Raw genomic sequence first — 26998 nt, 5'->3', positions numbered from 1 at the left:
CGCTCGCCGTCAGCGTGCACGGCGGTAAGTGATAAACGTCAGGATGGCCGCCAGTGTCAGCAATGCGCCGCTGAGGCCGAACGTGCTCTGCCAGCCCACGTGGTCAAAGGCCAGTCCGCCTGCGGTAGAGCCCAGAGCAATCGAAAGCTGCACTACGGCGACCATCAGTCCACCACCGGCCTCGGCATTGTCAGGGAAGGTTTTCGCCACCCAAGACCACCATCCGACCGGTGCCGCCGTCGCCACCAGCCCCCAGAGACCCAACAGCACAACGACCAGCCAGAGCGTATGGCCGGATACCATCAGCATCACGGCAATGACTGCCATCACCAGCGGAATGGCAGTCAGCGTCGGGTAATGGCCCGCACGCAGAAAGAAACCGATAATCAGCGTCCCGATAAAACCGGCAATGCCGATGCTCAGCAAAATAAGTGACAGCGTGGAGACGTTGACGCGAGTCACCGTTTCAAGGAACGGGCGCAGATAAGTGAACAGTGCAAACTGGCCCATGAAAAACAACCCGCAAGCCGCCATGCCGAGAGCGACCAAAGGATTTTTGAACAGACGCAAGACATTGCCTGAGGATTTTTCACCCCGCACAGGGGGCATTGAAGGCAGGCTGACCCCCTGCCAGATAAACGCCACCAGCGCGACCGGCACGAGGCAAAAGAAGGCACCACGCCAGCCCATCACCGAGCCCAGATAACTGCCGAGCGGCGCGGCAATCACCATCGCCAGCGCATTGCCGTCGTTAAAAATCGCCAGTGCGCGGGGCACCTGATCCTCAGGCACCAGCCGGAGCGCCAGCGCCGCCGACATCGACCAAAATCCGCCGATGACAACCCCGATCCGTGCACGCCCCGCCATGTAGGTGAGATAATTGGGGGCGAGCGCGATCACCGCGCCGGAGAGGGCCATCAGTACCGTCAGCCCTAACAGCAGCAGCTTGCGGTCAATGTTTCCGGCCAACCGGGATATCGACAAACTGGTCAGCACGGCCAGTGCGCCGGATATCGCGATCCCCTGTCCGGCCAGCCCTTCGCTGACGCCCAGATCGCGGGAAACCGGTGACAGCAGACTGACGGGCATAAACTCCGAGGCGACCAGCGCAAATACACACAGGGTAATCGCCCACACCCCGGTCCAGTGCGCGCTGGTGCTATCGTCCGGCAGGGTGTTATCAATGGAAGTCGTCACTTTTTATTACCTTTTTCATTTGGCCTGATAAATTTTGGGCGAGCCGGTGGCGGTCTTTATTCAGGGAATAAAAACTGAAATAACATAAAGTTACCGGGATTAAGCAAAAACTCCTGACTCTGATTTTTTCGGGTTTCTGCTTGCTGAGAATTCTACAGCGAGAGTATATTCTGACTAGGTAATGAATCCTTAATGGGGTTATAAGCCCTGCTTATAAATAGAAATCTAAGAAGGTGTAATGAAGCGTAATCTCAACGATCTGATGGCATTTGTGACGGTCGCGCGTGAGGGCAGTTTCACCCGCGCAGCCGCCCAGCTTGGCGTCACGCAGCCCGCACTGAGCCAGACCATCACCGGTCTGGAGAATCGTATGGAGATCCGGCTGCTGACGCGCACGACGCGTAACGTGTCACCGACGGTGGCGGGCGAGCGCTTGCTTGCGGCGATTGGTTCCCGCTTTGATGAGATTGAAGCAGAACTGGATATGCTGACGGAGATGCGTGATAAGCCTGCCGGTACGGTGCGTATCACCTGCGGACCTCATGTTCTTAAAACCTTGCTGTTACCCAAACTGTCGCCGTTATTGCGTAATTACCCTGATATCCATCTGGAGTTTGATGCCAACCACGGTTTTCGCAATATTGTTGCCGACAGGTTTGACGCCGGTGTGCGACTGGGCGACACCATCGATAAAGATATGATCGCCATGCCGATCAGCCCTCAGCTGCGCATGGCGGCAGTAGCCTCCCCGGAGTATTTCAGTTCGCATCCGATTCCGCTCACGCCGCAAGATTTGCTGGATCACAACTGCATGAATATGCGGCAGGCCACGTCGGGAGGGCTTTACGTCTGGGAATTTGATAATGAAGAGGGGCCGGTGAATGTGCGGGTTAACGGCCAGCTGACGTTTAACACTTCTGCGCACATGGTGGATGCAGCCTTAGCCGGGCTGGGCATCGCTTTTTTACCGGAAGAAGAGTTTGCCCCACACCTTGAGGAAGGCCGCCTGATCAGGGTTCTGGATGCGTGGTGTATTCCCTTCCCCGGTTATTACCTGTATTACCCCAGCAGAAAACAGCACTCTCCGGCGTTTTCACTGGTGATGGAAGCGCTGAAGCTGGCGTGATGTAAGTCTGCGGCAAGGTTGTCAGTGACTTTCCCGGACATTCATCACTTTGCGCAACTGCGCCACATCTTTCAGCGGCGGCAGGCCGAAGACGCGAGCGTAGTCACGGTTAAACTGCGGCACGCTGCGATAACCCACTTCCTGCGCCACGTAGGTAACGCTTTGCTGTCGTCCTAACAACATCGTTCTGGCGTGCAACAGCCGGACGCGTTTTTGATACTGTAACGGGCTCATGGCGGTGACAGCTTTAAAGTGACGATGAAACGCTGAGACGCTCATCGCTTCCCGCCCGGCCAGTGATTCCACCACAAACTCTTCGGCAAAATTGTGTCGCAGCCACTGGATGGCATTGCTTATCCGCGCCAGCATGGTGCCCGGTGAAGCGATGTCCCGCAGCATCCAGCCATGTGGCCCTTTCAGGACGTGATAGAGAATTTCGCGCTCGTAGACCGGCGCAAGTGCGGGAATGTCATCAGGGGTTTTCATCAGACGCAGCATTCTCACCCACGCATCCAGCAGCTCCGGCGTTACAGACGCCACCGAGAATCCGCCCTCTGGCCTGTTGTTCATCATCGACGGCGATAACCCCTCCAGCAATGTCGCCACGCGCTGAGGATCAATGGTCAGGCTCACCGCCAGATAAGGTTCGCCGGTGACTGCCGGATGGACTTCACCCACCGCCGGTAAATCCACCGACATCACAAAGTACGAGGCCGGGTCATAGTTGAAGACCTTTTCCCCCACCGTCATGGTTTTGCTGCCGGTGAGGATCAGATTGATCATCGGCTCGTAGACCGCCGCCAGCGCCGCCGCCGGGATTTTGCCTTGCACCATTGCCACGCGTGGAATGCCCGTCTCTGTCCGCCAGTTACCGGCGTGGGCGGCCAGGCCGCGCAGTTCATCGAGCTGGAATACTGGATCCATGTTCTGCCTCCCCGGCATTTTCGTTGTGGCGAGCTTAAAGCAGAAACAGGCAAGAATCGAGCAGGAACGCGGAAGCCGCTGCGCCCTGAGTCCCATAGTCTTACTGCACACAAACAAACCGGCAGGAAACATCATGAAAGTTATTCTTATCACAGGCGCCAGCAGCGGCATTGGTTCCAGCACCGCCCTTGAGTGCGCAGCGCGCGGCATGGGCGTGATCCTCACATGGCACCGTCATCCACAAGCGGCTGACGATGTGGTCCGCCAAATCGAAAAGGCGGGCGGTCAGGCCGTAGCGGTACAACTTGACGTTTCGCGCTCAGAGACCTTTCCGGCGTTTCGCGCACAGCTGGAAGCATTGTTGCCGCGTATCTGGCATCGTTCTGATTTTGACGTGCTGATCAACAACGCCGGTTTTGGACTGTTTAATCCGATTGAAACCGTGACGGAAAGCGAATTCGACAGCCTGTTCAATGTGCACCTGAAAGGACCGTTTTTCCTGACGCAGACGCTGTTGCCGTTACTGGCCGGGGGCGGCCACATCGTGAATGTCACCAGCGCAACGACACGCGTTGCCACAGCGGGCGTCGCACCTTATGCCGCATTCAAAGGCGGACTGGAAGTGCTGACGCGCTATATGGCAAAAGAGTTCGGCCCGCGCCGTATCCGCGCTAATTCCATTTCACCGGGAGCAATCCGTACCGGGCTGGGCGGCGGCCTGAACGATGAGTTTGAAGCCTTGCTGGCTTCGCAGACCGCACTCGGGCGCGTTGGCGAACCAGAGGATGTCGCGAAGGCGATTGCCGGGCTGATTTCAGACGACAGCCGTTGGATCAATGCGCAATCCATCGAAGTCGCCGGTGGCTACCATATTTAAGGTTAAAGGAGATTCTATGCTCGATCACATTTTTATATCAGTCAGTGATACCGCCCGCTCGGTGGCGTTTTACACCGCCGCGCTGGCTCCGCTCGGCATTACCGCCCGCGTCGATTACGACGGCAAAGACGGCCCGCCGGGGCATCCCAACCTCAACGGTTTCGGGGCGAAGGGTCGGATATTTTTCTGGTTGCGGGAAGGCAAAACGGCGGGCGATGCGACACATGTCGGATTTGTCTCCAACAATAAAATGGAAGTGGACGAAGCCTACGCCGCCGCTATTCGGGCGGGAGCTAAAGATAATGGCGCACCGGGCGTACGGCTTTATTACGATCCCCGCTATTACGCCGCCGGGGTTATCGACCCGGACGGCTACACGCTGGAGTTTGTGTATAAAAGCTGGCAACACGGGTCATAAAGCCCCATTCGCCTCACGCACAAAATCAATAAACGCCTGCAAAGGCGCGGGGATCAGGCGGCGGTCATTGTAATAAAGATACAGTCCGGAGAATGACAGCCACCACGGCTGCAATATCGCCTCGAGCTGGCCGCTGTCGATAGCGGGCCGCAGCCACTCTTCGAAAAGATAGATGATTCCGGTACCGGCAATAGCCGTTCCCAGCGCCAGATCTACCGCGCCGCCGACACTGACCACCAGCGGCCCTTTCACCTCCACGCGGAGCCTCTCGCCTTCGCGCTCAAATTCCCAGGGGGGCATAACGCCGCTGGCGAAGCGTCCGCGTAGACACTGATGCTGTATCAGGTCACGCGGATGCGCCGGTCGTCCATGCACATCGAGATACGCCGGGGACGCAGCAGCGGCAAAGCGCTGAATACGCGGTCCGATGGGAATGGCGACCACATCCTGCTCCAGCCGTTCGTCATAACGGATCCCGGCATCGCAGCCGTCGCGAAACACATCCTGCACGTTACTTTCGGCGACGATTTCCAGCTGAATATCGGGATAACGCCGCAAAAACTCCGGCACCAGCGCCGGCAAGACCAGCCGAGCAGCGCTGACCGGCACATTAAGTCGCAGCGTGCCGCCGGGAGTGTTGCGATAACGATTAAGGGCATCCAGCGCGGCATCCACTTCGTTCATTGCCGGTAACAGACGGTCGATTAACGCCCTGCCCGCTTCGGTCAACACCACGGTGCGCGTAGTTCGGTGAAACAGCCGGATACCGAGTTGCTGTTCCGCGCGGCGCACCGCGTCACTTAACCGCGATGCATTACTGCCCGTCACCCGCGCCGCCTCCCGAAAACCACCGGCTTTCGCCACTTCCACCACCGCGTGCAGCAGTGCGATATCCATCGACATTGTGCGTCACTCCGTACAGTTTGTCCTGATTTCACCGGATAGTTGCACAGCCAGTTCCCCGATACAATCAATGCACACTTACAGGAGAACCCCATGTCAAAACCTACAATGACTTACCGTCTCGGCGATCGTGAAGTTGGGCGCTTAGGCTATGGCGCAATGCAGCTCGCTGGTCCCGGCGTTTTCGGCCCGGTGAAAGACGAAGCACGGGCGATTCAGGTATTGCGTGACGCCGTCGCCTCCGGCATTAATCACATCGACACCAGCGACTTTTACGGCCCGCACTACACTAACCAGCTGATCAAGAAGGCACTACACCCCTATTCTGACGATCTGTGCATCGTCACCAAAGTCAGCGCCCGCCGCGATGAAAAAGGCGGTTGGATCCCGGCGTTTAGCCCGGAAGAGCTGACCAGCGCGGTCGAAGATAACCTGCGCAATCTTGGGCTGGAAAGCATGGAAGTGGTGAATTTGCGCAGCATGCTCGACATTCACCAACCAAAGGAAGGATCGCTGGAGCCTCAGCTGGAAACGCTGATTAAACTGAAAGAACGCGGTTTGATTCGCCATATCGGTCTGAGCAACGTGACCGCCAGACAGGTCGCCGATGCGCGGAAAATGACGCCGATAGTCTGCGTGCAGAACATGTACAACCTCGCCAATCGTCACGACGATGCGCTGGTCGATCAGCTGGCCGAACAGGGCATTGCCTACGTACCGTTCTTCCCGCTGGGTGGCTTCTCACCGTTGCAGTCCACGCAGCTCAATGAAGTGGCCGCTGAACTTAGTGCGACGCCTATGCAGGTCGCGCTCGCCTGGCTGCTCAAACGCTCACCGAATATTCTGCTGATCCCCGGCACTTCATCCCCGCAGCATTTGCAGGAGAATCTGGCCAGCGGTCAGCTGACGCTGTCGGATGACGTGATGGAAAAACTGAACGGGATGGGAAGTTAAGGGAAACCAAACAGGGGCGGAGATGGCATTACCGCCCCTTATTCATTCGTGAGATATTTTTCCTGAGGAAATTATTACGCGCGTATCTGCCACACATCAGAATGGTTAATATGACATTAGCCCTACGCCAGAGAATATAAACAGGTTCATAGTAAATTATGGATTAATGCTTATAAGATTAAAGCTGAGAATACCCCATTAAAACCTCATGCAGTTTATTTACCCGCACTTACTGAACAGCCTTGCTGGTATGTCCGGCGACCTGATCCATCAATCCACAAAGAGAGTTCTTTGGAGGCCAGGCCGGAGGGTCTTTGCGTAACGTCTGTCGTCATCACGATATGACTATTGCGATCAAAAAATAATTTTAACAGAACCTGCTGCCCCTTTGGGCCCACTGTATAACAACTGTCTCTGAATTTATCCGCCTGTACTGCGGTGAAAATTTCTCAATCTTTCTCTCGCCTTTCTTACGGAAGAAGGTGATCGATATCTGCCACCCACTGAAAAAATGAGGAAAAAGTATTATTGTTCATAAACTAATGAAAAATCTTACCACAATGAGTCGATGACTTTACTCCCGCCATTTAAAATAAAATGTTTGAAAAGATTTTTTTGGGCTCGGGGAGGTTGCCCATAATTTCATTCACCTAATAAATGAAATTAGTTTAATGAATTCAATAAAATAATGTTTTGTTGTGAAAGTAAAGAAAAACCCTGAGCTCATCGCTATCTCTCTTGAAACAGGTAGGGGATTTTCTAACGGAAACTCTTAGTCTGATATTTTTAAATTTTTTTAAAGAAAACACTTTATGATTTCATGTTAGTTAATTCCCTAAACATAATAGCGGAATGAAATAAATTTCTATTTTTTCAATCTGATAGTTATTTTTGGCGTCACCATTAAGAACGATTAAACAGAAACCCTACTGTAAGTCGAAAAACATGTCGCATCATCCTTCTCATGATGAGTATTGCTTAATTTTAGTTAAGTAATATCATACTTCCCTTGACGCTAAATTAAATGTATCAGTATTGGCGCTTTTTATATGTTTTACATAATCCGTTCGTGGCCTTGCAGGAAGCAAAGCTCTATTTTTCTGCATGTCGCAAAATAATAATTTCTCACCTCGTCAGCGTTACTCATGACGTCTCTAATAAGAGTCCAATTTGATTAGACCGTTACAACGGTCATTATTTTGATTTTGACCCTAAAGTGTCATCAAACAGTGTCATCTTTCAAACGTGGTTCATTTCACGGACTTATTTCCTCTGATGAAATATATTAACTATATAACAATGAGTTATGAGTGATTTACTTTAAAGGAATATGTAATGCATCTTCATAAAAAAATGATTTTGGCTCTGACGCTGTCTTCGCTTTCTGCCATGACCTTCGCAACATCTCTCCCGCTCTCCCCGCAAATCATCGCCCACCGTGGCGGAACCGCCGATGCTCCGGAAAATACGGTTCCGGCAATCAAACTGGCGCTTGAGAATAAAGCTGATGCAGTCTGGATCACCGTCCAGCTTTCCAGAGATGGCATTCCCGTCCTTTACCGGCCTTCAGACCTGAGCAGTCTGACCCAGGAGAAAGGCGCCGTTTCGCATTACACCGCGAAAGAGCTGGCGCAGATGGACGCTGGCTGGGCGTTTGGAACCGCAACAGATCATCCGTACCGCGATAAACATATCGGTATTCCGCAGCTGGACACTGTTCTGAAGACTTTCCCGACGACGACGTTTTATATCGACATCAAAACACCGGATGCAGATCCTCAGCAAATGGCCGCAGCGTTGAGCAAGGTCTTGCAGGAGACTCACAGCCTGCAAAGAACACGTATTTATTCCACAGACTCTCGCTATCTCAGCGTACTTCCCGCCACGTTGCCGAAATTTGAAAGCCGCGATATGACGCGCACTGCGCTGGCGAATATCACGATGGCGCATCAGTGTCAGATCAAAGCCGACAAACAGCCGAGCTGGTATGCGCTTGAAATGAAACGGGAAGTGGAAGTTGTCGAAAAATACACATTAGGTGAGGCGCGTTCAAAAGCCACGCTGGAATGGGATAAAGAGGCGATGGATTGTTTCCGCTCGCAAGGCGAGGCGCACATCATTTTAATTGGCATAAATGATGAAGCGGATTATAAACAAGCGAAATCACTGGGCGCGGACGGTGTGCTGGTAAACTCTCCGGCACTGTTTAAAACGCTTCTTCGTTAATAAAAAAGCCGGAAGTTCCCCCACGAAACTTCCGGCTCTTACATCACAACACTTTACTTAAGAACTCTTTGGTACGCGGATTGGTCGGCGCGGTAAACAGTTGCACCGGTGGCCCCTGCTCCTGAATCACACCCTGATCGATAAACACCACCCGGTCCGCCACTTCGCGGGCAAACCCCATCTCATGGGTAACGATCACCATGGTCATGCCTTCGAGCGCCAGCTGTTTCATGACGGACAGTACTTCGCCAACCAGTTCAGGATCGAGCGCAGAGGTCGGTTCGTCGAACAAAATGATCGACGGTTCCATCGCCAGCGCACGGGCAATCGCCACGCGCTGCTGTTGGCCGCCGGAAAGACTGGAGGGCCAGGCGTCGATTTTGTCGATAAGCCCGACCTTTTGCAGCAATTTTTCAGCGCGCGAAACCGCTTCAGCTTTCGACAAACCTTTCAATGACATGGGTGCCATGATCAGGTTTTCCAGCACGGTCATGTGCGGGAAAAGATTGAAGCGCTGAAACACCATCCCGACGCCGGAACGCAGCGTGTTCAGGTTGGTTTTCGGATCGTGAACCGCATAACCATTAACCACCACTTCGCCGCCGTTGGGCTTTTCCAGCGCATTCAGGCAGCGCAGGAAAGTGCTTTTGCCGGAGCCAGACGGGCCGATGATACACACCACTTCTTTCTCTGCGATATCACACGAGATGCCGCGCAAAACGTGGGTTTCACCGAACTGTTTCTGTAAATCCTTAACGTGAATCACTTTTGCCAAACCTCTTTTCCATGTGTTGAACGAGTAGACAGTTTAAAGTTAAGTAACATAATGATTTTAAATAATTATTTTTGATTTTGGTTGAGTAAAGACAGGCGAAAAGCGAGGTTTACAAGTCTCTGAATTCACGATGAATTAAATTAGTTTTGCAGAAGAGGTTTTAGAAGGCAACGGATTTTCTTTACGTGATTTTTCTACTCGTAAATGAGGTGCCTACGACTGGGACTTAACATATTAAAAAAATGAAAATAGCATTGAAGATGACGCAGCATCAGCGCGAGGGATATAATTTAATTGCCTGATTTTTAATGATAAAATAAATACATAAGTAAGTAAGCCAATGAAAAAACTCCTCTTTGCAAGTTACTGATTTATTGCAGTATAAATTTTGTTTTGCAGAAGGAATTTTTTCTTAGAACCGTCTAAGCTGAGTTTAGCTGACACAAGATCAGCAAGCCTGCCAAGGCCATGAGTACATGCCTACTGATAGCCCGCCGTTGACGCGGGCTCTTTTTTAAATACAGGGCTTATCGCCAAACACATCATTCTTGGCATCGTAGATGATATGCGTCAGCACCAGCTCGTCATCTGTGAATACTTTCCCGAACTAAATGAAGACGTTTTGTCTGCCAAAGACTCGAGCCCGTGCCGCAGAATTGTCACCAGACGCCAATTCTCCGTTGATTCGTGCCAGTAGCAAATGAGCGCAAATAGAAACCCGGCTACCGAGCCGGTTTTTTGTGCCTGATGTATCTATTACATCAGATAGACCTACACTTAAGTTAAGAACAGGCTGACTCCTGTTTGACGGTACGAAGGAGAGCCGCCCCTGTAGGCGGTTTTTTTGTGCCTGGACGCCACATCTCAAAAGTAAAGTTTACTGCACGTAAGAGTACTTAAATTTTTGTATCTTTATCGTCAGATAGGGATAGTCTCAAGACAACGCTAGAAATCTGGCGCCAATCTGTATTGATGTCTTTGCAAATGCAGGCCGGTCGCAAGCCGGTTTTTTTTGTGCCTGTAATCTGGAAAAATCACCGCCCTGCACTATTCTCATACCAGCTGGCACAAGATCAGCAAGCCTGCCAAGGCCGTGAGTACCTACCTACTGATAGCCCGACGTTAACTCGGGCTTTTTTTCGATTCAAATCTGGCAATCAGCGCACCGCAGACTACCCTTAACTCAGCTGACACAAGATCAGCAGGCTCATCAAGGCCATGTTCTATTCATACCCTTACAAAAGCCCGCCTAGACACGGGCTCCTTTTTTACCTGTGTTTGGTGAATCTCTAAGCATTAGCTAATCTTTAGAATGGGTGGAGTAACCGCCATCTAGAAGCGTAATATTGATACCTTTGATTTTTGCCCGCCTTTAACGCGGGCTCTTTTTTACTAATCAAAACGCTGGGATTTCTTTAATTACTAAACCATATTTCATAAGCCAAATTTTCAAGAGCTACTATTATGCTTTCGGGAGCATCGCTCTCGTTCCGAAACTAAATTTTGTGATAATTCACTGGCCTTCGTTCGCGAGGGCTTTTTTACGCTCTAACACTTCCCCATTGAGCGAACACAGCCACTTTTGAGTAGTTATCCTATAGATTGGATAATTATTACCGCGCTATGCTTATCATGTTCTACCCGAACAAATTTCCAATGTAAAAACTGATGTTTATTGCCCGCCTGTCGCGGGCTTTTTTTATGAGCTCTTTATCAGTAAATCTACTGCATGCCTATATCTGTTCTTGTATTGCAGATGGGTCACTTCATGATGTTGTCTTTCAAGATATGTAATGATGCTCTCAACACTCACTACTTTTCCCTGCTCAAGCACAGCCAACACTGCATCGCCAATTTCTCTTCTGACTAATAAATTCTCTTCTTCAGTTTGCATATCAACCTCAAGTAGTTTTTCACTGAGATTAGCACACAGATTTGCATAAACCTTCAAATGCACGGCGTATCGTCGAACACATCATTTCTGGCATCGTAGATGATATGCGTCACCACCCCCTCGATCACCAGCTCGTCATCTGTGAATGCTTCACCGAACTCAATGAAGACGTTCTTATCGGCCAGTGACTCCAGCCCGCGGCGCAAGATTGTTACCAGACGCCACACATCCATCTCACCGTTGATTTGCGCCAGCAGCAGATTACCGTCGACCGGTTTGATTGCTGGGTCTATCAGCAGCATCGTGCCGGAGTTGATATGCTTCCCGTGGTACCGCTCGGCGATGTACAGGCGAGAAGCGGGGCCGGTGCAATTGCAGACTTTATTCAGGTCGATACGCGATTCAACGTAATCGCTTGCAGGTGATGGAAATCCCATAGTTCCTCCTTACTTTACGTAGCCCATGTTTTTCATAAAATAGCGCTTACTCTCGCCCTCTTGATCCGAATAGTCCCTGAAGAACCCCTGATAGTGCGTAATCCATTCATTGGCTTCACGTAATGACCAGAAGTGGTTTACCTTCGCCAATTCGGCAACAAAACGCTCCGTTGTGACAACTTGTCCTTTCTTGGGATCCTGCATGACGCTTCGAATGAACGCGCCTTTGATGTCGGAATATTTGGGCATAAACACCTCACAAAATACTGTTCATGCATACAGTATAATCATGAGTAACATGCGGAGGAAAGTCCGATCAGCGACATTTCTTTTATGCCGCTGATCGGCAAGGGAAGAAATTTATGTGGTGGTTTCTATTGCAACATCTGTTTTATGTTCAACTTTTGATGCTGGCATTTCCATACGGACATCGATCCATGAGTTGGCCGGCACATCCATTGGGATTCCGGGTATCAGATCAATATCTCCGCTTTCTTCGTTCAGTTTATAGCGCTTTTTGAAGAGCTTAATGGTCAGGGTGCCGTCCTCTGCTTGCTCACCTTCGACAATGGCCAGATCCCCATTGCCCGCAGGGTCAGCAGGTGCCTTAAGATGCCAGCTGTCTTCTGCAAAACCCATGCTTCCTGTGAGCGAGTACACGCCGACTGCAGTCCTTTTGATTTCTATACCGCGCGCCTCACTATTGGCGACGCCATCACCGCACCATTCGAACGAATCCTCGGCGATGTCAGGGCGTAGACATGCAGACTTTGACTGAACAACACGGGCGACCGGCGACGCCGCAGAAAGAACACCATTCGAGGCTTTGGTGGTGTTTTTATTATCGTAAAGCATTCTGGCTGACGTCGGCGTCCCATCGGCAATAAGGCCGCCGCTTATGTAGACATTACCGGCATCAAAGTGTGGGACGCTGATATAGGCAAAAACACCCCCCGTGCGGATCCAGATCCCCGGAGATGTCCCATTGATTCTCCCTGATATATTCGCTTCATTTCGGAATGGAACCATCCCCTTCGGCGCGAGCAGACTAACCATTGCTGGACTGGTATCCAGGTTAAACGCGGCGTGGGAGCCTTGAAGTCCCAAACCGAATGAGCCTGAACCCATAACGTTCCCAGAGTTCTCACCTATTGTGGCTGTGGCGGCATTCCCTAGTTGCAATGCGACGCGGGCATCCGCCGCCGTTTTAGATCCAGTACCACCCTGCTCTAAGCTCAGTGGTGTGGACAGCCCTCCTAAGGAGGTAATATCACTGTTAGCCCCTGAGGCTGCTCGTCCGCCCAATGACGCTTTAAAATATGTGATCGCTTCAGCGACCTGCGAGCCAAGGCCATCGACCGAGAGCGCATCTGTTGTCAGAATTGCATAGGTGGTTCCGGCTGGAATTGCTGCGGCAGGTACTGGCGACAGGGTTAAACTCGTCGCGCTATTGATGGTCTGAATAGTGAACTGCTGCGCCGGGTTGGTATTCACCAGGATAGTCTGCCCTGTGCGGATCCCCGTGCCTGCTGTCGTCCACGCTGTTCCGGTACCGGTGGCCGCGCCAGCGGTGGAAATTGCGATTTTACCTGCTTTGTAAAGTCCCATTCATTTTCTCCGGGCATAAAAAAACCCGCCGAAGCGAGTTCTGATTTATAGAGGGTCAGTCAATTTGATAATGGACAGTAACCTGCACATTTTTTCGCGGGTGTGACTTTTTGAAGTTCCATTTCTCTATATCCTTATAAAGTGATTTTTCAAAATAGTAGCGTGGCTCCGCGCTTAAAATACGAATATTTGTCGCCTCTCCATTTTCGTTAATATCATATAGCGCAGTTGCATTACCGGTTACTCTTAGTTCTCCTGCACGAAATGGATAAGTAGCGTTATTATCTCCTGAAGAGCATCCGGTAAATATCATTACGAGAAGCAGTATCAAATAGCCTTTCATTTTCACTCCTTTCTTTTTATTTAATCCTTGCGGTTCAAATAAATCAAATCCGAAAAGAGATCTCTTAGATAAATATATTTAATCAAAGGTTAGGGAAAATTGCATAAGGGATCCTCAGACCATAAGGTTTCATCATCTGTGCCCAGGTGTACTGATTTTGCCTTGCCCATATTGCCTGTAAGGTACCTGACGCATATTTGAACATGATCCCCGAGTAACCGGACGTTCCGCCATCCCCGCCCATGTTGGATGGTGCGTTACTTGAAAGCAGCCATGAGTTCGTGCCTATGGCCTGAGAGTATGCAGTGTTGTCCAGGTCGTAATTGGCCGGTATATCAAAAAAACCTTGGATACGCGGTATCTTAGACGCAGTTACCGCTGACCAGACCAGCTTTCCTGTTGAGTCGAATACGTCAAGATAACCACTTGTAACAGCTATATTACTGGCTGTCCTTGCCATTGTCCCCGCATTGGCTGTTGCATATGGAGAGCCTCCATTGAAAATCATTTTGGCGTTGTTATTAAATTTAAACCACAGCAAATTAGCGTCGGCAACATAGGGATTACTGACATACCCCATATCGGTACCATTACCTATTGCTGTGTTTATATTAAAATATCCGGCGTCAGTTATAGCGGCATATGCTTTCGAATCCCGATAATAAGTACCTGTATGATCAGAACTAACGACCAGCGCGCCATTCGTGTTATATGTCTGAAATCCACTCATATAAACCCGTAGATGTTAATTGTTAGGGTGTTAGCAACAGCAGCCGGTAACGTAGCATACGTCCTTATCCCGCCATCATAAGCCCTGCATGCGTAATAATTTAGAGAGTAAGCGCCGCTGGATGCCACCACCGGAACTGCAAAGTAACCCGCAGATGTCACACCTGCATAGGCAGTGGTTACCGGCGTGCTGCCTGTTGGTGCGGTAATATTTACTGACCCGATTAGTCGTAGGTTATAGTCACCAATGTCAGCGACTAAATTTCCTGAGGCATCCCAGCATTGTATCCCCTGTGGCATGCTGTCTCCTTACCAGAGGCCCATTCGGACCCGCAGGACATTATTATTGTCATATATCTGGATAAGCGTATTGGTAATGACCATTTTCCCCGTCCCCGCCGTACCGTTGATATAGAATGTCCCCGACTTGTTAATTTGCCAGCCTGAGGTATTCGCAACGTAATTGTTCGACTGAATGTAACTACCGATCATGGCATTGGTGATAAACCCATCTTTGATAACCGCTGAGTTCATGAACACCTGACCGCCGTCAAGAACGAACGGAGCCACAGCACTGCTCGCGCTTCCCGTTGAGCCAGGGAGGATTGCGAAACGGTCAGCGGCAAAAAGTACCTGAGACTGTACGGTACCTGTTTCATTGCTCAGACCGATCGCCATACCTGCACCGTAATATGCACCGCCGGAGGTTATCCCGACCTTGATATTGTAGCTCGCTGTGACCTGCCCAGATAACGTGGACACGGCAGAGGCATTTGTCTGAACCTGCGCCTGCGTATTATTCATCTGCGCCGTCAACGTCTCAATCTTCTGAGCAGACGCAACCTCGTTATTGGCTACCGCTTTTGTCAGGGTCGTGACGCTGGCTTCGGCCAGCACTTCTGATACTGCCTGGAACAAATTGGCTTCGGCATTGTTGTGGTTCGATGCATTTACACCATCCAACTGTGTGGCCACCGAACCGCTGATATCACTGACCACTTCACTGAGATTGGTGATCTGAGCGGTGTTCTGCCCAACGGTTGTTGAAAGGTCAGTGATCGCCTGAGCGTTGGCAGTGTCCCCGTCCACCCGCGCAGTTTGCTCGGCCAGAATAGCGGCGCTGTTGTCTCCAACGGATGTATCCAGCAATGTGATGCGGGAAGCTAAAGCCAAATCACCCTCTACCCGTGCGGTTTGCTCAGTGGTGATCGCCGCAGTGTTATTCGCCATCTGTGCGCCAATAACATCCAGCTGCTGTGCAAAGGCGCTGTCGGCGGACGTAAGCACCTGCAGTTTCTGGTAGATGGTCGCAACGTTCTGGCCTGTCTGTGCAGACAGCTCGCGGATCAACTCATCATTGTCTTTTATGGCAATGATGTTATTCAGGACACCTTCAGCCAGAGAACTAAGGCGGCCTTTCGTTTCCCCGATATCGCTGCGAACGTCAGCCAGCTCCTCCTCAGTAATGGCGTTGTTGATTTTGGACAGCAGATCCTGAGCAAGCTGAGTCTCATTAATCTGCCCGGTGAGGTAAGTAAGAATTGCCTCTGCGTCGGTCGAAGACATCCCGGTAACAAAATCAGTCCAGTCCCCAACGTTACCAATCCTGTCAATGAGCCGGGCGCGATACCAGCGCCGTATTCCGGCGGCCAGTGGCCCATGCTGATAACTTGCCGAAGGATACGGGACCAGCGCCAGAAGTTGTGCATTCTCATTATCAGCAGTTGTGGATTGCTGGATTTCTGTATAAGCAGTATCTCCGGAACCTTCCGGAAAGGCCCAGGTTACGTTGATATTGAAAATGACATCGTCGCTGGCCAGCAGATTGGTAGGCGTTCCGGGCCTGCCCACTTTGCCGTTTAAAGCTGTGGAATCAGCGTATCCCCACGGAGAAGAAACATCTACGGCATTAACAGCACGCACCCGCACATCATAAACACCGGCATAAATCCCCTGAATGGTGAAGCCCTGAGCACTGGTTTTTCCTACGTTTACCCAGTCGCCGTTGTCTTTGCGCCACTGTGCGGTGTAATTGATTGCCCCTTCCACTTTGTCCCAAGACGCCTGCAGCGACGCGACGGTAAGCCCCTGCGCGATGTGGTCAACTTCTGTGACCACGATATTTGCCGGTGGCTTCATGACGTTGGTTGGCGTGACAGTGATCGGTGCTGAATCGACTTTAACCCCGTCATCGATGTAACGGTATTTATTCGGGTCGTGCTGCACGCCAGCAATCGTGAACGTGCCGTCGTCGTTCGAAGAGATGGACGTGATCCGAAAGTATTGAATCGCTAAATTATCGCTGTCGATGGCCCACACGGCGCCGCTCACCGGCGTCATGCGGTAGGCCGTGGCAACCGTGAACGTTTTCTTATCGGCGCTCACGCCGCTGATCGTCCGCGTCTGCGCTGTTCCGTCCGGCAGGTTCACCACCAAGCGGTCGCCGATGCCGTAATCCGTTAACCGGTCAACGGTAATATTTTTGCCGTTCACCGCACTGATGCGTCCGCCGTTGGCTTTCCCGGCTCTGAACGGGTCAGCGATGCCAATAATTTCTGCTGGCATGGGAATGTAACCGTCCAGCCCGACGCCAAAGGACACAGTGCCGTCTTTCGCATTGGACAGGATCACCCAGCGCCCGCGGCGGTGCGCCTCGCTCTGAGATGTACAGCCAATGGCCGTCAGCTGTGTCTCATTCCAGTTATATCGGGCGACAAGCTCAGGCTCATAAACGCTCTCGATAGTGTCAGAATAATGATTAATCGGATCTGACCAGCTGACCTGACAGGAAGAAAAGCGGTTTTTATAGGAGCCTCCGGCGTAGGTAAACATGCCGTCGACCACGTTTGAGCTGTGGTAGGTAAAATCCACATCGTCCTGCGGAACGTCGGCGCGCACGAAAATCTGGTCGTTCCCCCAGAAGGTAATGCCCCGGAAGATGGCGGCCAGATCCCGCAACACGGTGTAGGCGTCCTGCTGGCTCTGGATGAACACGTTGCAGGTAAAGCGTGGTTCTGTGCCACCGGCTCCGTCTGACACTGCCGCGTCGCAGTATTGCGCGATGCTGTACAGCTCCCATTTGTCGATCATGGTCGCGTCTACGCGGTTGCCCATGCCGTAAATTTCATCGAGCACCAGATCGTAAAAAATCCACGCGGGGTTATTGCTGTAGGCGATTTTGAAATCACCCGACCACGTTCCGCTGTAGGTTCTGGTCACTGGGTCATAGGTGGTCGGTACCCGGATCAGTTTGCCCTTTGGCTTGCAGGTGGTTTTCGGCACGCTGCCGTTAAACTGGCTGGAGTCGAGCTCGACATAAAGCAGCGCTGTATTCGGATAGCGCAACTTACTGTCGATGACCTCAGCAAAGGAAAACACCTTGAAGGCATTTATTAGCTTGTTTGAGGTTGAATCTGGGGTGATGCGGCGCACGCGGATTGTCCAGCCTGACGCCGAGTCAGGTAGATCGATGCGATGGTCACGCTGATATTCTGACGTTGTTTTTCCGTCAAACTTACCGTTGACGACCGTTTTATACGCCGCACCGTCGATAGATAGGTCTATGGCATATTCCGTGACGGTGCCGACCATGTCGCCGTTGTCTTTGTACTGGTACTGAATCGGCAGGCTCAGCTTGAGCCGGATAGCATCGAGCGTCAGGTTTGAGAATTGCCGGGTCCACGACGTGGAGGCTTTTACCTCGATGCCCACCGAGGATTCGTTATCAATTTCAGGCATGCCCTGTAGGTAGGTCTGATCCTGCGTGCCTTTACGGTAATCCCACTTCACGCCGGTGAAATTATAGGTGCCGTCATCGTTCGCCAGCGGAGTATCGTTGAGGAAGATTTGCTGCGCGACCAGGTCACCCTGAATCTCACCCTCAGAGAGCGCGAGAACCATCTTAAGCTTCGCTTCGGACAGCAGATCATCGGCCTGCTCGACCGGCGTATGGGCGCTGCCGCCGCCGCCTTTCGCACCTTGAATAATGGTTTCACCGTCAAGAAGTCGCATATTTCACCCATAAAAAAACCCGCCGCAGCGGGTTAATTGGAAATTGTATTTTGTTTACTGCTGATCGCTGGAGAAAATCCCCGCGCTGATGATTGCGCCGCCGATTTCCCGCTGGCCGTAAAGCAGCGGGACGGGGTATCCCATTGCTACCGTATTGACCGGAGCGCCGAAGGCGTAGTTGGCTTTATTGTCGGAGTCAGACGATGCCCCGACGTTAAAACTGGGCTGTGGCGTGAGCATCTGCACCACGCCGCCGATGGTCATGCTAAGACCAATACCCACCAACGCTGTGGTGGTTGCCGCCGCCGTGGCCGCACTGATCCCGGCAAACGCCGCGAATGAGGCGCCAGCGGTAAAGAAGGCCGCCACCAAAGCAACAGCGCCAATCACGATCTGTAACATGCCTGCCTGTTTTGCACCTTCAATCACCGGCACCATTGTGTACTCGGTCGCCGCCGCGGACATGTCAAACTCCTCAAGCGAGATGTTGTTTTTGCCGCTGTAGAAAGCGAACTTCACCCCGTTGAGATGGGCGTTTGAAACGTACTTTTTGAAGCCCTTCACCTGGGAGCACATCGCGCGCAAAAACTCGTTGATGTCAGCCACGTGGAAACGGTGAATCCTGCCGAATTTCTTTCCGATTGCGCCTTTGAGCGTCATGGTCTTAAGCATTAACTAACTCCTTGCGACGGACGACGCGAACCGTCCGATCCCGGTAATACTTACCGTATGGAACGCGGGCAGAAAGGTTGCCAAACATGTGGTGAACCATGATGTTATCACCAAGATAAATCGCCGCGTGATTGGTGACCGGTGCCTGAACCCGCATCATGATCATATCGCCAGGCTGCATGCTGCTGGCATCAATCTCGACGAACCCTTCAGCCTGCCAGTTATCGTCATAGAGATTTTCTTTCCCGTCGACCCACCACTCACGGTCAACCGAGTAATTTTTTACAGTAATGCCGTACTCCATCCGGTAGTAGTCCATGATGATCGACCAGCAGTCAGCATGGCCCAGAACCCAGCGGCGGCCAGCAAGCTCGCGGTCGCCGCGCGGTGAAAGCGTACAAAAATCACCGTCCGGCCACGACATGATCCCCCACTCCACCCCGGAGTGGTCGCACTGGATGCGGTCCATTTCTGACGGCACCAGTTGCACTACATCGGGGTGTGAGTGGATCACCATGATGACGTCCCCGAACTCGGTCGCCGCCAGATAATCATCCGGCGACAGCGTGAAGGTTTCAGCTGCGTTTTCGGCGATGTTACGACAGGGAATAAAACGCTGGCCGGTGCCGGTTTCGACGACCAGCCCACAGGCCTCGTTCGGATACTCGGCGGCCACGTGCGCCCGGATTTCGCTGAGAAGTTTTTTTCGCATGATTATTTCCCCTGCAGGTTAGCCGCCGGAAAGCCGCCGAAAGGTAGCGGATTTTCGGTACCAAACCGCAACTTGCAATCCGACATCCGGCCGCCGCACACATCCAGCGCGGGATTACTCGTCGGCGTGCCGTCTTTCAAGAAATAGTTAGTACCGTTGTAATCGCAGCCGGTCCCCGTTCGATACCATCCACGCATGCACCAGGTGCACACCGGGGTTATCTGGCGAGTCGGCAGCTGCAGGCTTTGAACGTCGAAGGGAGAACACAGCTCGAAGTCGACCTGAATCCGCGTCTCGGCTTTTTTGGCGTTGATGTAGTAAAGCTGAACGCGTTCATCAATCGGGCTGGCAGTCGGGTTGCCCGCCGTCCAGTTCGCGGCATCAAGATATTTGGCCAGCGTGGTGTGAACTTTGACTTTCGCCTTCACCATGTCGTCGTACTGCAGACACAGCGCCGTAACGTAGTTGCCCACGTTACCCACCGAAAGCGTTGGCGTTGGCTGCGACCCCGTGCTGGATAGCTCCAAACTGGTTAACTCATAGGGGTGCGGATCGTATTCATTACCCTGCCAAATGATTGACGGCAGATTATCAGCGGCAAAAGAATTCCAGCCGGCAGAGTCGATATTGTGTGCATGAAAGCGCAGTACTGTGTCGAAACCAAACGCAGAACCGTCGATTTCTATCAGCTGGATCAGCTGGCCCGGCTCAAGCGCCTGCACATCCTGAGTAAAGCTCATGATCTCTCCAAATAAAAAAGGCCACCCGGAGGCAGCCTTTTCGAAAACGGTGAAATTTTAGGGCGCAAACGCCTGTTCAAAAACAAAGGCTATTGCAGCAAATTTACCATTCACAAACGTCGGATTAATTGAATCAGATTTTACCCTGTAGAGCTTTCGATCTCCCCACGGGTTAGTCCACCAGAAGGAAGAAATGACATGATTTTGGAGAAAATCCCGGACAACCTTCATGGCAACAATGTCTCCGTTGCAGGATAGCGTCCATGTCTCAGCAGCGGAGTTAATGCCGTTGCTGCCGACCTGTTTATATCCATCCCCAAACTGCGCCTGCAAAGTGCTGACCTTCAATTCCTCGCTGGCATTCACCTGAACGCACCATGTAAAAGTGTCAGTTGCCATATTTCACCTATAAAAAAACCCGCCGGAGCGGGTTATTAAGAGTTTTATTATAATTCAAAGGCCTGCTTTTTTCCTTGCCTCCTCCAAATATTCAGCGTCTGATTTATTATTGGATTTATTAACACTTTCAGTTACCGGCTTGGAATTTATAAAGTCTGTTAATTTACTATCAATAGACTCGAGCAATTCCACTTGGCGGTTTGCACGTACACTTGCACGGTTTAGGAAAAACCATAAAACGATGCCAATTAAAGAAAAAATTAATAACCAAATAAGGCTTAAACCGGTGCTATCCATTTCTATGCTCCATCACGAATATTGAGCACGAATCGTATCACTCCATTTAAAATCTATCAGCCTTTGTATAGCAATCCTCCCGGAGAAATCTCCTTACGAAGGCGATCAGAAATTACCTGTTGAACGATGCCTTTGAGCTGGTTAGCAGTGTCAGAAGCGCCAGCACTGCTAACGCCACCACTTTCTCCGCTATTCATGATCGTCACCGGAGCATCAACCTTAATATTCACGTTTCCTGGAGTTGAAACATTGGTACCACCACCTGAGACAGCGCGCACACCCAGCGATCCATTCGCAGCGCGGGTGAGCGGCATGATTGCTTCTGGCCCAGCTTCACCCATTAGCCCTGCACCCTTTGCAAAAGCGAAATACGTGGGAGAATCGACTATGGAGCCGCTGTAGCTGCTGAGATCGGGAGAGCTATACACCCCGCCCTTTGCATTCAGTGTCAGGCCACTATACGAGCCCGAAGAAAATGCGTTATTCGCTGAGCCTGCTGTACCTCCAGCAAATGCGCTGCCAATACCAGAAGCAACGGTTGTGAATATTCCACCCAACGCGCTCCCCTTACCCATCGCGCTCATGATCGCCATCTGTAAGCCAACTTTGGCTATCATCTGCAATGCAGACAACCCCCAGTCTTTCCAGTCAGCTTTGCTGCCAGTGAGCATGGCTGCGGTATTATCTAGCGCGCTACCCATCGTGTTTTCAATACCCTGAGAAACTGTGCCGGAAATGTTGCTGACACTGTCGACCCAGTTATTGTACCCACGGGATGCACCGGACATCCAGTCAGCTTCAGCTGCCGCCGTTGCCTTATACTTATTGTCCAGTTCTGTCAGTGCAGCGTTGCGCGCTGAGATAGCAGCTGCGCCCTGGTCGGTTTTGGCGAATACCCGGTTAACCTGCTGCGTTTCATCAAACCGAGAGCGCTGACGGTCACTGAGGCCAGCCGTCTCCGTCGTCAGCGCGGTTTCGTCCCGGTATTTTCTGGCGGCGTCAGTGAGGTCTTTCAGCGCGTCGGCCTGCTCACGCTGCTTTCTGACGGTTTCATCCGCTTTCTGATTCCACTTCGCCAGTTCTTCAGATGATTCGCGGATCGCCTTGATTTGCGCTTCCGTCCATTTGGTACCGGTTTGGTGAGACGCAGCATAAAGTTCGGAGGCCTTTTCACCCTCAGTCGCTCTGACCCTTTGCACCTCAATGGCCACACTCAGATCGGCCATCTTTCGGGTGTACTGCTCTGCCTGCGCCGCGGCTTCCCGCTCGGCTTTGTTCTGCTCTTTGGTTGCGGCACTCGCGCCTTTTTTGGCGTCCGATAACCGCTGGGTGTTGTTGTATTCGTCTTCTAAGGCTTTGGTGTACTGGATGGAGTACGTGGCATTTTCAGCACCAGTTTTCCCCATTTTCTCCAGATCAAACTGCGCCTGCTTGCGTACTTTCGCCAGACCGGTCAGGCCTGCGAGTTCAGCCTGCTGCTGCCTCTGCTGCAGGCTCTGCTGATCCTTGGTTGATACATCCGCCTGCGGCACGCGCATCGGCGAATTGACCAGACCGGCGCGGGACTGCAACAACGTGTTACCCAGGGAGAGAACGCGGTTAAATTCAGTGTGCTGGCCGTTCATCATCAGCAGGGACTGATAAGCGGTATTTTGCTCGGCGGCCTGCTGCCGGATCAGCGCAACGCGGCGGTGCTCCAGCCCCTCTAAAACCGTCTGAATCTCGAGGGACTTACCCTGCATTTCCGATAAGCGTTCCTGCTCAACGGTCAGTGAGGAGGTGGCTTCTCCGAGGGACTTCGTCGCACTGTCGATGCTGGTCAGGTGATTGACCATGAACCCGCCGACGGTAGGGCCCGGATTCGCCAAAATTTGCTGATAGCCGCTGATTTCAACTTTCAGCTTCCGTACTCTTTCAGCCTGTTCGGCAACCAGCCGGTTTTGTTCATCAAACGCGCTTTTCGTTCTTTGAACGTTATCATCCGTTTCCGGCAGCGCCATTGAACTGGTTTTCTGCCGGATCAAGTCTATTGCTTTGCCGTACTCCTGCGCTTCTCGGCGGGCCTGCTCATTTTGCTGAGAGGTGTAGAGCCACGCGGCACCGATACCCAAAACCACGCCCGGTATGCCGCCGACAGCGCCCAGAAGGCCACTGCCAATACGGGATCCCAGCGACGCGACGGAATTGAGACGGGTTTGCGCCGCCTCACGGGCTGCCATGTTTCTGGTTAACTGCGCCTGCGCGGCCGCCAGCCTTTTCTCAGCTGCCGTTTGCTGGTCTGCACTGACTGCTGCGGCTTTCGCCTGCTGAGCGCGATATACCGCAGCGCGGGCGCGGGCTGTGGAAATCTGCGTGCCGCGAACCTGTGCAGCAGCCAGAGCAACTTCAGCCCGCTGCGCTGCGATCATTTGCGTGGTGGCTGTACCGACGCCTGACGCCATGTTGCCAAAGAAGCGCGCCGCGCCAATACCCACCAGAACGCCGAGAGTAGAGGCGACCTGATCCATGTTGTTCGCGAGACCGTCCAGCAGACCGCTCAGTGAAGCGGTGACGCCGGTTGCCTGATTCTGCGCACCAACCCATGCCTGAAAGGCGTTTTCAACTTTCGTTACTGACCCGCTGACAGACGCCGGGAGGCTGGCAAACTCGCCGCGTAATGTGCCGAGCTGGCTGATGAGCGCAGGAACCACTTTGTCGATCGTGAGCTGGCCCTGATCGGCCATCGCCTTTAAATCTTTTCGGGCTACGCCCATGCCCGCCGCCAGCGCGCGGATCACACGGTCGCCTGATTCGTTCACGGCGTTGAACTCTTCGCCGCGCAGAACGCCCTGCGCTAACGCCTGGCTGAACTGTGTAATAACAGAGCTGCTTTCTTCCGCACTTGCCCCGGACAGCTTTAACCCGGTAGAAACTGACTCGGTGATTTTCAAAACGTCCTGCGAGGAATACCCGAATTCGCGCATCGAGGCAGCGGAACGGGCAAACAGGCTGGCGTTATCCCCAAAGGCCGTGCCGGTCACCTGGCTAATGGCCATCAGCGCTTTTTGGTTATTGCTGAAATCTTCTGTCGATTGAGATGCCTGTTTTAAACGGGCATTAACCTGATTCCATTCGTCGGCAAGATTGATCAGGTGGCCAGTGGCGAACGCACCGGCGAAAATCCCAGCCATATCTTTAGCAGTGTCGCTGATGCCCGATAACTGGCCGTTAAGGTCGGCGATTGCGCGCTGGCTTTGACGCGATGCGGACTCTGCCCTGCGGCTTCCCTGCTCCATCGTTCTGTAATAGTTTTCACCCATGCGGGAGGCGCGGGCTATTTCACTTTGAAACGACGTTGAATTAGCAGAGATTTTAATAATTAGTTCGCGCAGCGTTGCCATATTTCACCCATAAAAAAACCCGCCGGAGCGGGTGTTAATCTGCAAGCTTGCCGAGGAATCCTTCGAGGCCGTTTTCTTCTGTTTCTACTTCAGCCTCCTGCCACTGAAGCAGGGCATCATCAAGACTGACCTTACCGCCCTGAGCGTTGAATACGGCGGCGGTGATTTGTGCGGCATGCAGATCGGCGCGCCGGTCCCCGATCGGGCTGACGCGGTCAAACTCCATCCACAACTTCAGCTCACTGGCGGGAAGCGTATTTTTCAGCTCATGCAACGTGCGTCCCAGCCTGAGCGCCAGCGTCATTAAGAAGAAGGTGCCGGGCTCTCTGACTTTTTTTCAGCGGCTTCCGCCGTGGTGCTAAGTTCCAGCGCCTGCTTAAGCAAACGGGAATGCACCGGACCGTAAATCTTTTCGACCTGCGCCCGATCTTCCTCTTTGAAGACTGGCTGGTCGTTCTCGTCTAAAAGCACATCGATAAAGAGAATGACGTCGGCCTGCATGTTGCGGTGAACGGTCTGCGCCGGTGTCATTTTTACCGGCTCCTGGCCTTCCGGCGCTTCGGGGTTGATGACCTGTTGCCATTCAATCCATCCCTTAGAAGAGGGCTCGCGGATCGTCACGGCTGCATCGCCCCATTCAGGAACGGTCACAACTTTCTTACGAAAACCCGACAGCGGAGCCAGCGCCAGCGTGCGAAGTGATACGGCTGATTTAACTTTGCTCATTAATTTCCCCGGTAAGTTTCAGGTAATAAAAAAGCGGCCGAAGCCGCTTAGGTTGTTGCCGGACGGATACGCTCTGGCTTGCCCTTGATGCGCAGCGTGTAAGACGCGGTGACTACGCCGGACGTCGATGCGCTCCATGAGTTCTGGCGAACTTCGCAGAGATAGGCAAAGCCGTTGCCTGAAGGGAAAACGACTTTAATTGCGCGGATCTCGTCGTTGTCGTAGGCCGTTTGCAGGGCTTCCTGCGCGGCTTCGCTGCCAGCCCAGTTGCGGGAAAGCGTCATTTCAGCGGGTGCAGCCAGACCGTTTGTCTGTTCCTGTTCGGTTGAGCACAGCGTCGTGACGTCAATATCTGACTTCTGTCCGCCGGTGTAGCTGATTTCCTTCGTCGCACATTGGGCATCAATCCAGGTGGCGCCAACGGGATTTGGTGAGGTCGCCGGGGCACTGGAAATACTGACGAGTGTTCCCTGCGTTTTTTCGTACTTACTGACCATGTGATGATCTCCAGACATAAAAAAAACCGCCCGGAGGCGGCTGATTGGGGTGAGTGAAACTATTCCCAGATTTGAACTTCGATCGTCGCCCGGTATAAGCCGGTGTCAGATTCGTAACCTTTGGTACCCATAAGGGAGGTTGGCATTAAAGGCTTGAGCGCTTCTTTGGCCTGAGCCCGGATAGCCGTTGCCTCGTCGATCGTTGTGGCATAAACGTCAATCTGAACGGAGTTCGACGACGCCCCGGACTGCCCGCACATGACGTCATCCTCATTATCTGACGGCAGGCTGAACACCAGCCACGGCGCAACGGTGCCCTGTGGCGCGACATAGGGAAAAACTTTGCCGTTGCACAGCCCGCCGATCAGAGGGTAAATATCGGCTTCGGTCATTTTGACAATACCTCATCAATGGCCTTGTTCAGCTCATCAAACCCGGCCTGTGCCGCCAGTTCCTGATTGGTATCGTAGGCAGGGCGAACGAAAGGATTCGCGGGCATCTTTGACGTGCCCAGCTCGATGAAGCGCCAGTAAAAGGCGTTATTACGGCTGGCACCCTTCGTTGTGTTATCGCTGTTCGTGCCGTTGGGATTGGTACCGCGAATATGAACACCGGCCACCGCTTCGCCGGGTCCTGACTTACGGCTCACCACGACAATGTTGCGTGCCAGCTTCCCGGTGCGTTTCGGCGCGCCTTCTTCTACAGCGTCACGGATCACTTCAGCGCCAGCCCGCGCGGCCTGATTGAGTACCTTTTTGGTTTCGGCTTTGCTCAGAACGGCCAAATCCTCCGCCAAATTAAGAAGGTCGCTAAAATCCAGATTGGCTCCGATCATTGCTTTATCCCCTCCTCACATAGAATCTCAAGACGCGTGCCATTTTCGCCGCTGAGCACTGATTTCACATCGTAGATTTCATTGCTGCCGGTAGGAGGAAGATGAACAATTCGCCAGGCGGCCGTCGGCAACGCATCAGGATATTTCCTGATCCAAATGCGCGTGGTGGTACCAGCTACTTCAGCGCCTGAATCCAATAATTCCCGACCAGAGATATCAGAGATATCCGCACGCACGGATTTGACATCAACCCAGCCGGTACTGGGCTGCCCTGACGGCAAACGCCCTTCTCCGGGCTTTTGCAGCATAACGCGGTTC

28 protein-coding genes are annotated in these 26998 nt (G+C 52.5%); 5 read left to right on the top strand and 23 right to left on the bottom strand.

What is annotated here, in order from left to right:
- Positions 1 to 9: 9 nt before the first annotated feature.
- Positions 10 to 1197: an MFS transporter gene (locus I2123_RS24315; RefSeq protein ID WP_244879942.1), complete on the bottom strand. Its 1188-nt coding sequence runs from the start codon at positions 1195 to 1197 to the stop codon at positions 10 to 12.
- A gap of 238 nt (positions 1198 to 1435) precedes the next feature.
- Here I2123_RS24315 and I2123_RS24310 point away from each other — a divergent pair, with 238 nt between their 5' ends.
- Positions 1436 to 2323 (top strand): LysR family transcriptional regulator, encoded by an 888-nt coding sequence (locus tag I2123_RS24310; RefSeq protein ID WP_213052729.1) that lies wholly within the window; start codon positions 1436 to 1438, stop codon positions 2321 to 2323.
- Positions 2324 to 2344: 21 nt separating this feature from the next.
- On the opposite strand, the gene I2123_RS24305 is transcribed toward I2123_RS24310, so the two are convergent.
- A complete protein-coding gene (locus tag I2123_RS24305) occupies positions 2345 to 3247 on the bottom strand; it encodes an AraC family transcriptional regulator (RefSeq protein ID WP_213052728.1) in 903 nt (300 codons plus the stop codon).
- A 133-nt stretch (positions 3248 to 3380) separates the two neighbouring features.
- Here I2123_RS24305 and I2123_RS24300 point away from each other — a divergent pair, with 133 nt between their 5' ends.
- Together I2123_RS24300 and I2123_RS24295 are read left to right on the top strand one after the other, a co-directional pair.
- Complete coding sequence (locus I2123_RS24300; RefSeq protein WP_213052727.1) at positions 3381 to 4124, top strand: SDR family NAD(P)-dependent oxidoreductase; 744 nt, start codon at positions 3381 to 3383, stop codon at positions 4122 to 4124.
- A 16-nt stretch (positions 4125 to 4140) separates the two neighbouring features.
- Complete coding sequence (locus I2123_RS24295; RefSeq protein WP_213052726.1) at positions 4141 to 4542, top strand: VOC family protein; 402 nt, start codon at positions 4141 to 4143, stop codon at positions 4540 to 4542.
- Here I2123_RS24295 and I2123_RS24290 read toward each other — a convergent pair.
- Positions 4537 to 5445 (bottom strand): LysR family transcriptional regulator, encoded by a 909-nt coding sequence (locus I2123_RS24290; protein ID WP_213052725.1) that lies wholly within the window; start codon positions 5443 to 5445, stop codon positions 4537 to 4539. The genes I2123_RS24295 and I2123_RS24290 overlap by 6 nt on opposite strands.
- A 93-nt stretch (positions 5446 to 5538) precedes the next feature.
- On the opposite strand from I2123_RS24290, the gene I2123_RS24285 reads away from it, so the two are divergent.
- Positions 5539 to 6399: an aldo/keto reductase family oxidoreductase gene (locus I2123_RS24285; RefSeq protein ID WP_213052724.1), complete on the top strand. Its 861-nt coding sequence runs from the start codon at positions 5539 to 5541 to the stop codon at positions 6397 to 6399.
- Positions 6400 to 7734: 1335 nt separating this feature from the next.
- A complete protein-coding gene (locus I2123_RS24280; RefSeq protein ID WP_420834358.1) occupies positions 7735 to 8625 on the top strand; it encodes a glycerophosphodiester phosphodiesterase family protein in 891 nt (296 codons plus the stop codon).
- Between the two features lie 43 nt (positions 8626 to 8668).
- On the opposite strand, the gene I2123_RS24275 is transcribed toward I2123_RS24280, so the two are convergent.
- The 20 genes from I2123_RS24275 to I2123_RS24180 form a co-directional block, all read right to left on the bottom strand.
- The gene (locus I2123_RS24275) at positions 8669 to 9391 is read right to left on the bottom strand and encodes an amino acid ABC transporter ATP-binding protein (protein ID WP_112166249.1); all 723 of its coding nucleotides are present in this window, start codon (positions 9389 to 9391) and stop codon (positions 8669 to 8671) included.
- 1708 nt (positions 9392 to 11099) lie between these two features.
- Positions 11100 to 11294 (bottom strand): hypothetical protein, encoded by a 195-nt coding sequence (locus I2123_RS24270; RefSeq protein ID WP_213050555.1) that lies wholly within the window; start codon positions 11292 to 11294, stop codon positions 11100 to 11102.
- Between the two features lie 53 nt (positions 11295 to 11347).
- A complete protein-coding gene (locus I2123_RS24265; RefSeq protein ID WP_112166115.1) occupies positions 11348 to 11731 on the bottom strand; it encodes a S24/S26 family peptidase in 384 nt (127 codons plus the stop codon).
- Between the two features lie 9 nt (positions 11732 to 11740).
- The gene (locus I2123_RS24260) at positions 11741 to 11980 is read right to left on the bottom strand and encodes a DNA polymerase V (protein WP_213052723.1); all 240 of its coding nucleotides are present in this window, start codon (positions 11978 to 11980) and stop codon (positions 11741 to 11743) included.
- Between the two features lie 111 nt (positions 11981 to 12091).
- On the bottom strand, positions 12092 to 13339 hold the full coding sequence (locus I2123_RS24255; RefSeq protein ID WP_213052722.1) for a phage tail fiber protein: 1248 nt from the start codon (positions 13337 to 13339) through the stop codon (positions 12092 to 12094).
- Between the two features lie 55 nt (positions 13340 to 13394).
- A complete protein-coding gene (locus I2123_RS24250) occupies positions 13395 to 13682 on the bottom strand; it encodes a TonB family protein (protein ID WP_213052721.1) in 288 nt (95 codons plus the stop codon).
- 82 nt (positions 13683 to 13764) lie between these two features.
- Positions 13765 to 14412, bottom strand: coding sequence for a hypothetical protein (locus I2123_RS24245; RefSeq protein WP_213052720.1), 648 nt, complete (start codon positions 14410 to 14412; stop codon positions 13765 to 13767).
- Between the two features lie 308 nt (positions 14413 to 14720).
- Complete coding sequence (locus I2123_RS24240) at positions 14721 to 18422, bottom strand: TipJ family phage tail tip protein (RefSeq protein WP_213052719.1); 3702 nt, start codon at positions 18420 to 18422, stop codon at positions 14721 to 14723.
- Between the two features lie 54 nt (positions 18423 to 18476).
- A complete protein-coding gene (locus I2123_RS24235; protein ID WP_213052718.1) occupies positions 18477 to 19094 on the bottom strand; it encodes a tail assembly protein in 618 nt (205 codons plus the stop codon).
- Complete coding sequence (locus tag I2123_RS24230) at positions 19087 to 19806, bottom strand: C40 family peptidase (RefSeq protein ID WP_213052717.1); 720 nt, start codon at positions 19804 to 19806, stop codon at positions 19087 to 19089. The genes I2123_RS24235 and I2123_RS24230 overlap by 8 nt, the downstream gene beginning before the upstream one ends.
- Before the next feature lie 2 nt (positions 19807 to 19808).
- Complete coding sequence (locus I2123_RS24225; RefSeq protein WP_213052716.1) at positions 19809 to 20546, bottom strand: phage minor tail protein L; 738 nt, start codon at positions 20544 to 20546, stop codon at positions 19809 to 19811.
- Between the two features lie 57 nt (positions 20547 to 20603).
- On the bottom strand, positions 20604 to 20945 hold the full coding sequence (locus I2123_RS24220) for a phage tail protein (protein ID WP_213052715.1): 342 nt from the start codon (positions 20943 to 20945) through the stop codon (positions 20604 to 20606).
- Between the two features lie 54 nt (positions 20946 to 20999).
- Positions 21000 to 21242, bottom strand: a complete 243-nt coding sequence (locus I2123_RS24215) for a YebO family protein (protein ID WP_213052714.1) — start codon at positions 21240 to 21242, stop codon at positions 21000 to 21002.
- Positions 21243 to 21298: 56 nt separating this feature from the next.
- Positions 21299 to 24622, bottom strand: coding sequence for a phage tail tape measure protein (locus I2123_RS24210; RefSeq protein WP_213052713.1), 3324 nt, complete (start codon positions 24620 to 24622; stop codon positions 21299 to 21301).
- Positions 24623 to 24656: 34 nt separating this feature from the next.
- A complete protein-coding gene (locus tag I2123_RS24205; RefSeq protein WP_213052712.1) occupies positions 24657 to 24926 on the bottom strand; it encodes a phage tail assembly protein T in 270 nt (89 codons plus the stop codon).
- Positions 24926 to 25348: a phage tail assembly chaperone gene (locus I2123_RS24200; RefSeq protein WP_213052711.1), complete on the bottom strand. Its 423-nt coding sequence runs from the start codon at positions 25346 to 25348 to the stop codon at positions 24926 to 24928. Before I2123_RS24200 ends, I2123_RS24205 begins: the two co-directional genes overlap by 1 nt.
- Before the next feature lie 47 nt (positions 25349 to 25395).
- Positions 25396 to 25845 (bottom strand): phage tail tube protein, encoded by a 450-nt coding sequence (locus I2123_RS24195; protein WP_213052945.1) that lies wholly within the window; start codon positions 25843 to 25845, stop codon positions 25396 to 25398.
- Positions 25846 to 25904: 59 nt separating this feature from the next.
- On the bottom strand, positions 25905 to 26237 hold the full coding sequence (gene gp17 / locus I2123_RS24190) for a tail completion protein gp17 (protein ID WP_213052710.1): 333 nt from the start codon (positions 26235 to 26237) through the stop codon (positions 25905 to 25907).
- Positions 26234 to 26680: an HK97-gp10 family putative phage morphogenesis protein gene (locus tag I2123_RS24185; RefSeq protein ID WP_056769658.1), complete on the bottom strand. Its 447-nt coding sequence runs from the start codon at positions 26678 to 26680 to the stop codon at positions 26234 to 26236. The genes gp17 and I2123_RS24185 overlap by 4 nt, the downstream gene beginning before the upstream one ends.
- A complete protein-coding gene (locus I2123_RS24180; protein ID WP_244879941.1) occupies positions 26677 to 26988 on the bottom strand; it encodes a phage head closure protein in 312 nt (103 codons plus the stop codon). Before I2123_RS24180 ends, I2123_RS24185 begins: the two co-directional genes overlap by 4 nt.
- Positions 26989 to 26998: the final 10 nt, after the last annotated feature.

Source organism: Rahnella inusitata, from assembly GCF_018288855.1.
GTDB classification, from domain to species: Bacteria; Pseudomonadota; Gammaproteobacteria; order Enterobacterales; family Enterobacteriaceae; genus Rahnella; species Rahnella inusitata.
The sequence above is the reverse complement of the archived record's forward strand: the minus strand, read 5'-3'. Positions and strand labels throughout refer to the sequence as shown.

Coding starts and splice junctions, on each gene's coding strand:
- I2123_RS24310 (WP_213052729.1), top strand. CDS start 1,436: ATGAAGCGTAATCTCAACGATCTGATGGCATTTGTGACGGTCGCGCGT.
- I2123_RS24305 (WP_213052728.1), bottom strand. CDS start 3,247: ATGGATCCAGTATTCCAGCTCGATGAACTGCGCGGCCTGGCCGCCCAC.
- I2123_RS24300 (WP_213052727.1), top strand. CDS start 3,381: ATGAAAGTTATTCTTATCACAGGCGCCAGCAGCGGCATTGGTTCCAGC.
- I2123_RS24295 (WP_213052726.1), top strand. CDS start 4,141: ATGCTCGATCACATTTTTATATCAGTCAGTGATACCGCCCGCTCGGTG.
- I2123_RS24290 (WP_213052725.1), bottom strand. CDS start 5,445: ATGTCGATGGATATCGCACTGCTGCACGCGGTGGTGGAAGTGGCGAAA.
- I2123_RS24285 (WP_213052724.1), top strand. CDS start 5,539: ATGTCAAAACCTACAATGACTTACCGTCTCGGCGATCGTGAAGTTGGG.
- I2123_RS24280 (WP_420834358.1), top strand. CDS start 7,735: ATGCATCTTCATAAAAAAATGATTTTGGCTCTGACGCTGTCTTCGCTT.
- I2123_RS24270 (WP_213050555.1), bottom strand. CDS start 11,294: ATGCAAACTGAAGAAGAGAATTTATTAGTCAGAAGAGAAATTGGCGAT.
- I2123_RS24265 (WP_112166115.1), bottom strand. CDS start 11,731: ATGGGATTTCCATCACCTGCAAGCGATTACGTTGAATCGCGTATCGAC.
- I2123_RS24260 (WP_213052723.1), bottom strand. CDS start 11,980: ATGCCCAAATATTCCGACATCAAAGGCGCGTTCATTCGAAGCGTCATG.
- I2123_RS24255 (WP_213052722.1), bottom strand. CDS start 13,339: ATGGGACTTTACAAAGCAGGTAAAATCGCAATTTCCACCGCTGGCGCG.
- I2123_RS24250 (WP_213052721.1), bottom strand. CDS start 13,682: ATGAAAGGCTATTTGATACTGCTTCTCGTAATGATATTTACCGGATGC.
- I2123_RS24245 (WP_213052720.1), bottom strand. CDS start 14,412: ATGAGTGGATTTCAGACATATAACACGAATGGCGCGCTGGTCGTTAGT.
- I2123_RS24240 (WP_213052719.1), bottom strand. CDS start 18,422: ATGCGACTTCTTGACGGTGAAACCATTATTCAAGGTGCGAAAGGCGGC.
- I2123_RS24235 (WP_213052718.1), bottom strand. CDS start 19,094: ATGCTTAAGACCATGACGCTCAAAGGCGCAATCGGAAAGAAATTCGGC.
- I2123_RS24230 (WP_213052717.1), bottom strand. CDS start 19,806: ATGCGAAAAAAACTTCTCAGCGAAATCCGGGCGCACGTGGCCGCCGAG.
- I2123_RS24225 (WP_213052716.1), bottom strand. CDS start 20,546: ATGAGCTTTACTCAGGATGTGCAGGCGCTTGAGCCGGGCCAGCTGATC.
- I2123_RS24220 (WP_213052715.1), bottom strand. CDS start 20,945: ATGGCAACTGACACTTTTACATGGTGCGTTCAGGTGAATGCCAGCGAG.
- I2123_RS24215 (WP_213052714.1), bottom strand. CDS start 21,242: ATGGATAGCACCGGTTTAAGCCTTATTTGGTTATTAATTTTTTCTTTA.
- I2123_RS24210 (WP_213052713.1), bottom strand. CDS start 24,622: ATGGCAACGCTGCGCGAACTAATTATTAAAATCTCTGCTAATTCAACG.
- I2123_RS24205 (WP_213052712.1), bottom strand. CDS start 24,926: ATGACGCTGGCGCTCAGGCTGGGACGCACGTTGCATGAGCTGAAAAAT.
- I2123_RS24200 (WP_213052711.1), bottom strand. CDS start 25,348: ATGAGCAAAGTTAAATCAGCCGTATCACTTCGCACGCTGGCGCTGGCT.
- I2123_RS24195 (WP_213052945.1), bottom strand. CDS start 25,845: ATGGTCAGTAAGTACGAAAAAACGCAGGGAACACTCGTCAGTATTTCC.
- gp17 (WP_213052710.1), bottom strand. CDS start 26,237: ATGACCGAAGCCGATATTTACCCTCTGATCGGCGGGCTGTGCAACGGC.
- I2123_RS24185 (WP_056769658.1), bottom strand. CDS start 26,680: ATGATCGGAGCCAATCTGGATTTTAGCGACCTTCTTAATTTGGCGGAG.
- I2123_RS24180 (WP_244879941.1), bottom strand. CDS start 26,988: ATGCTGCAAAAGCCCGGAGAAGGGCGTTTGCCGTCAGGGCAGCCCAGT.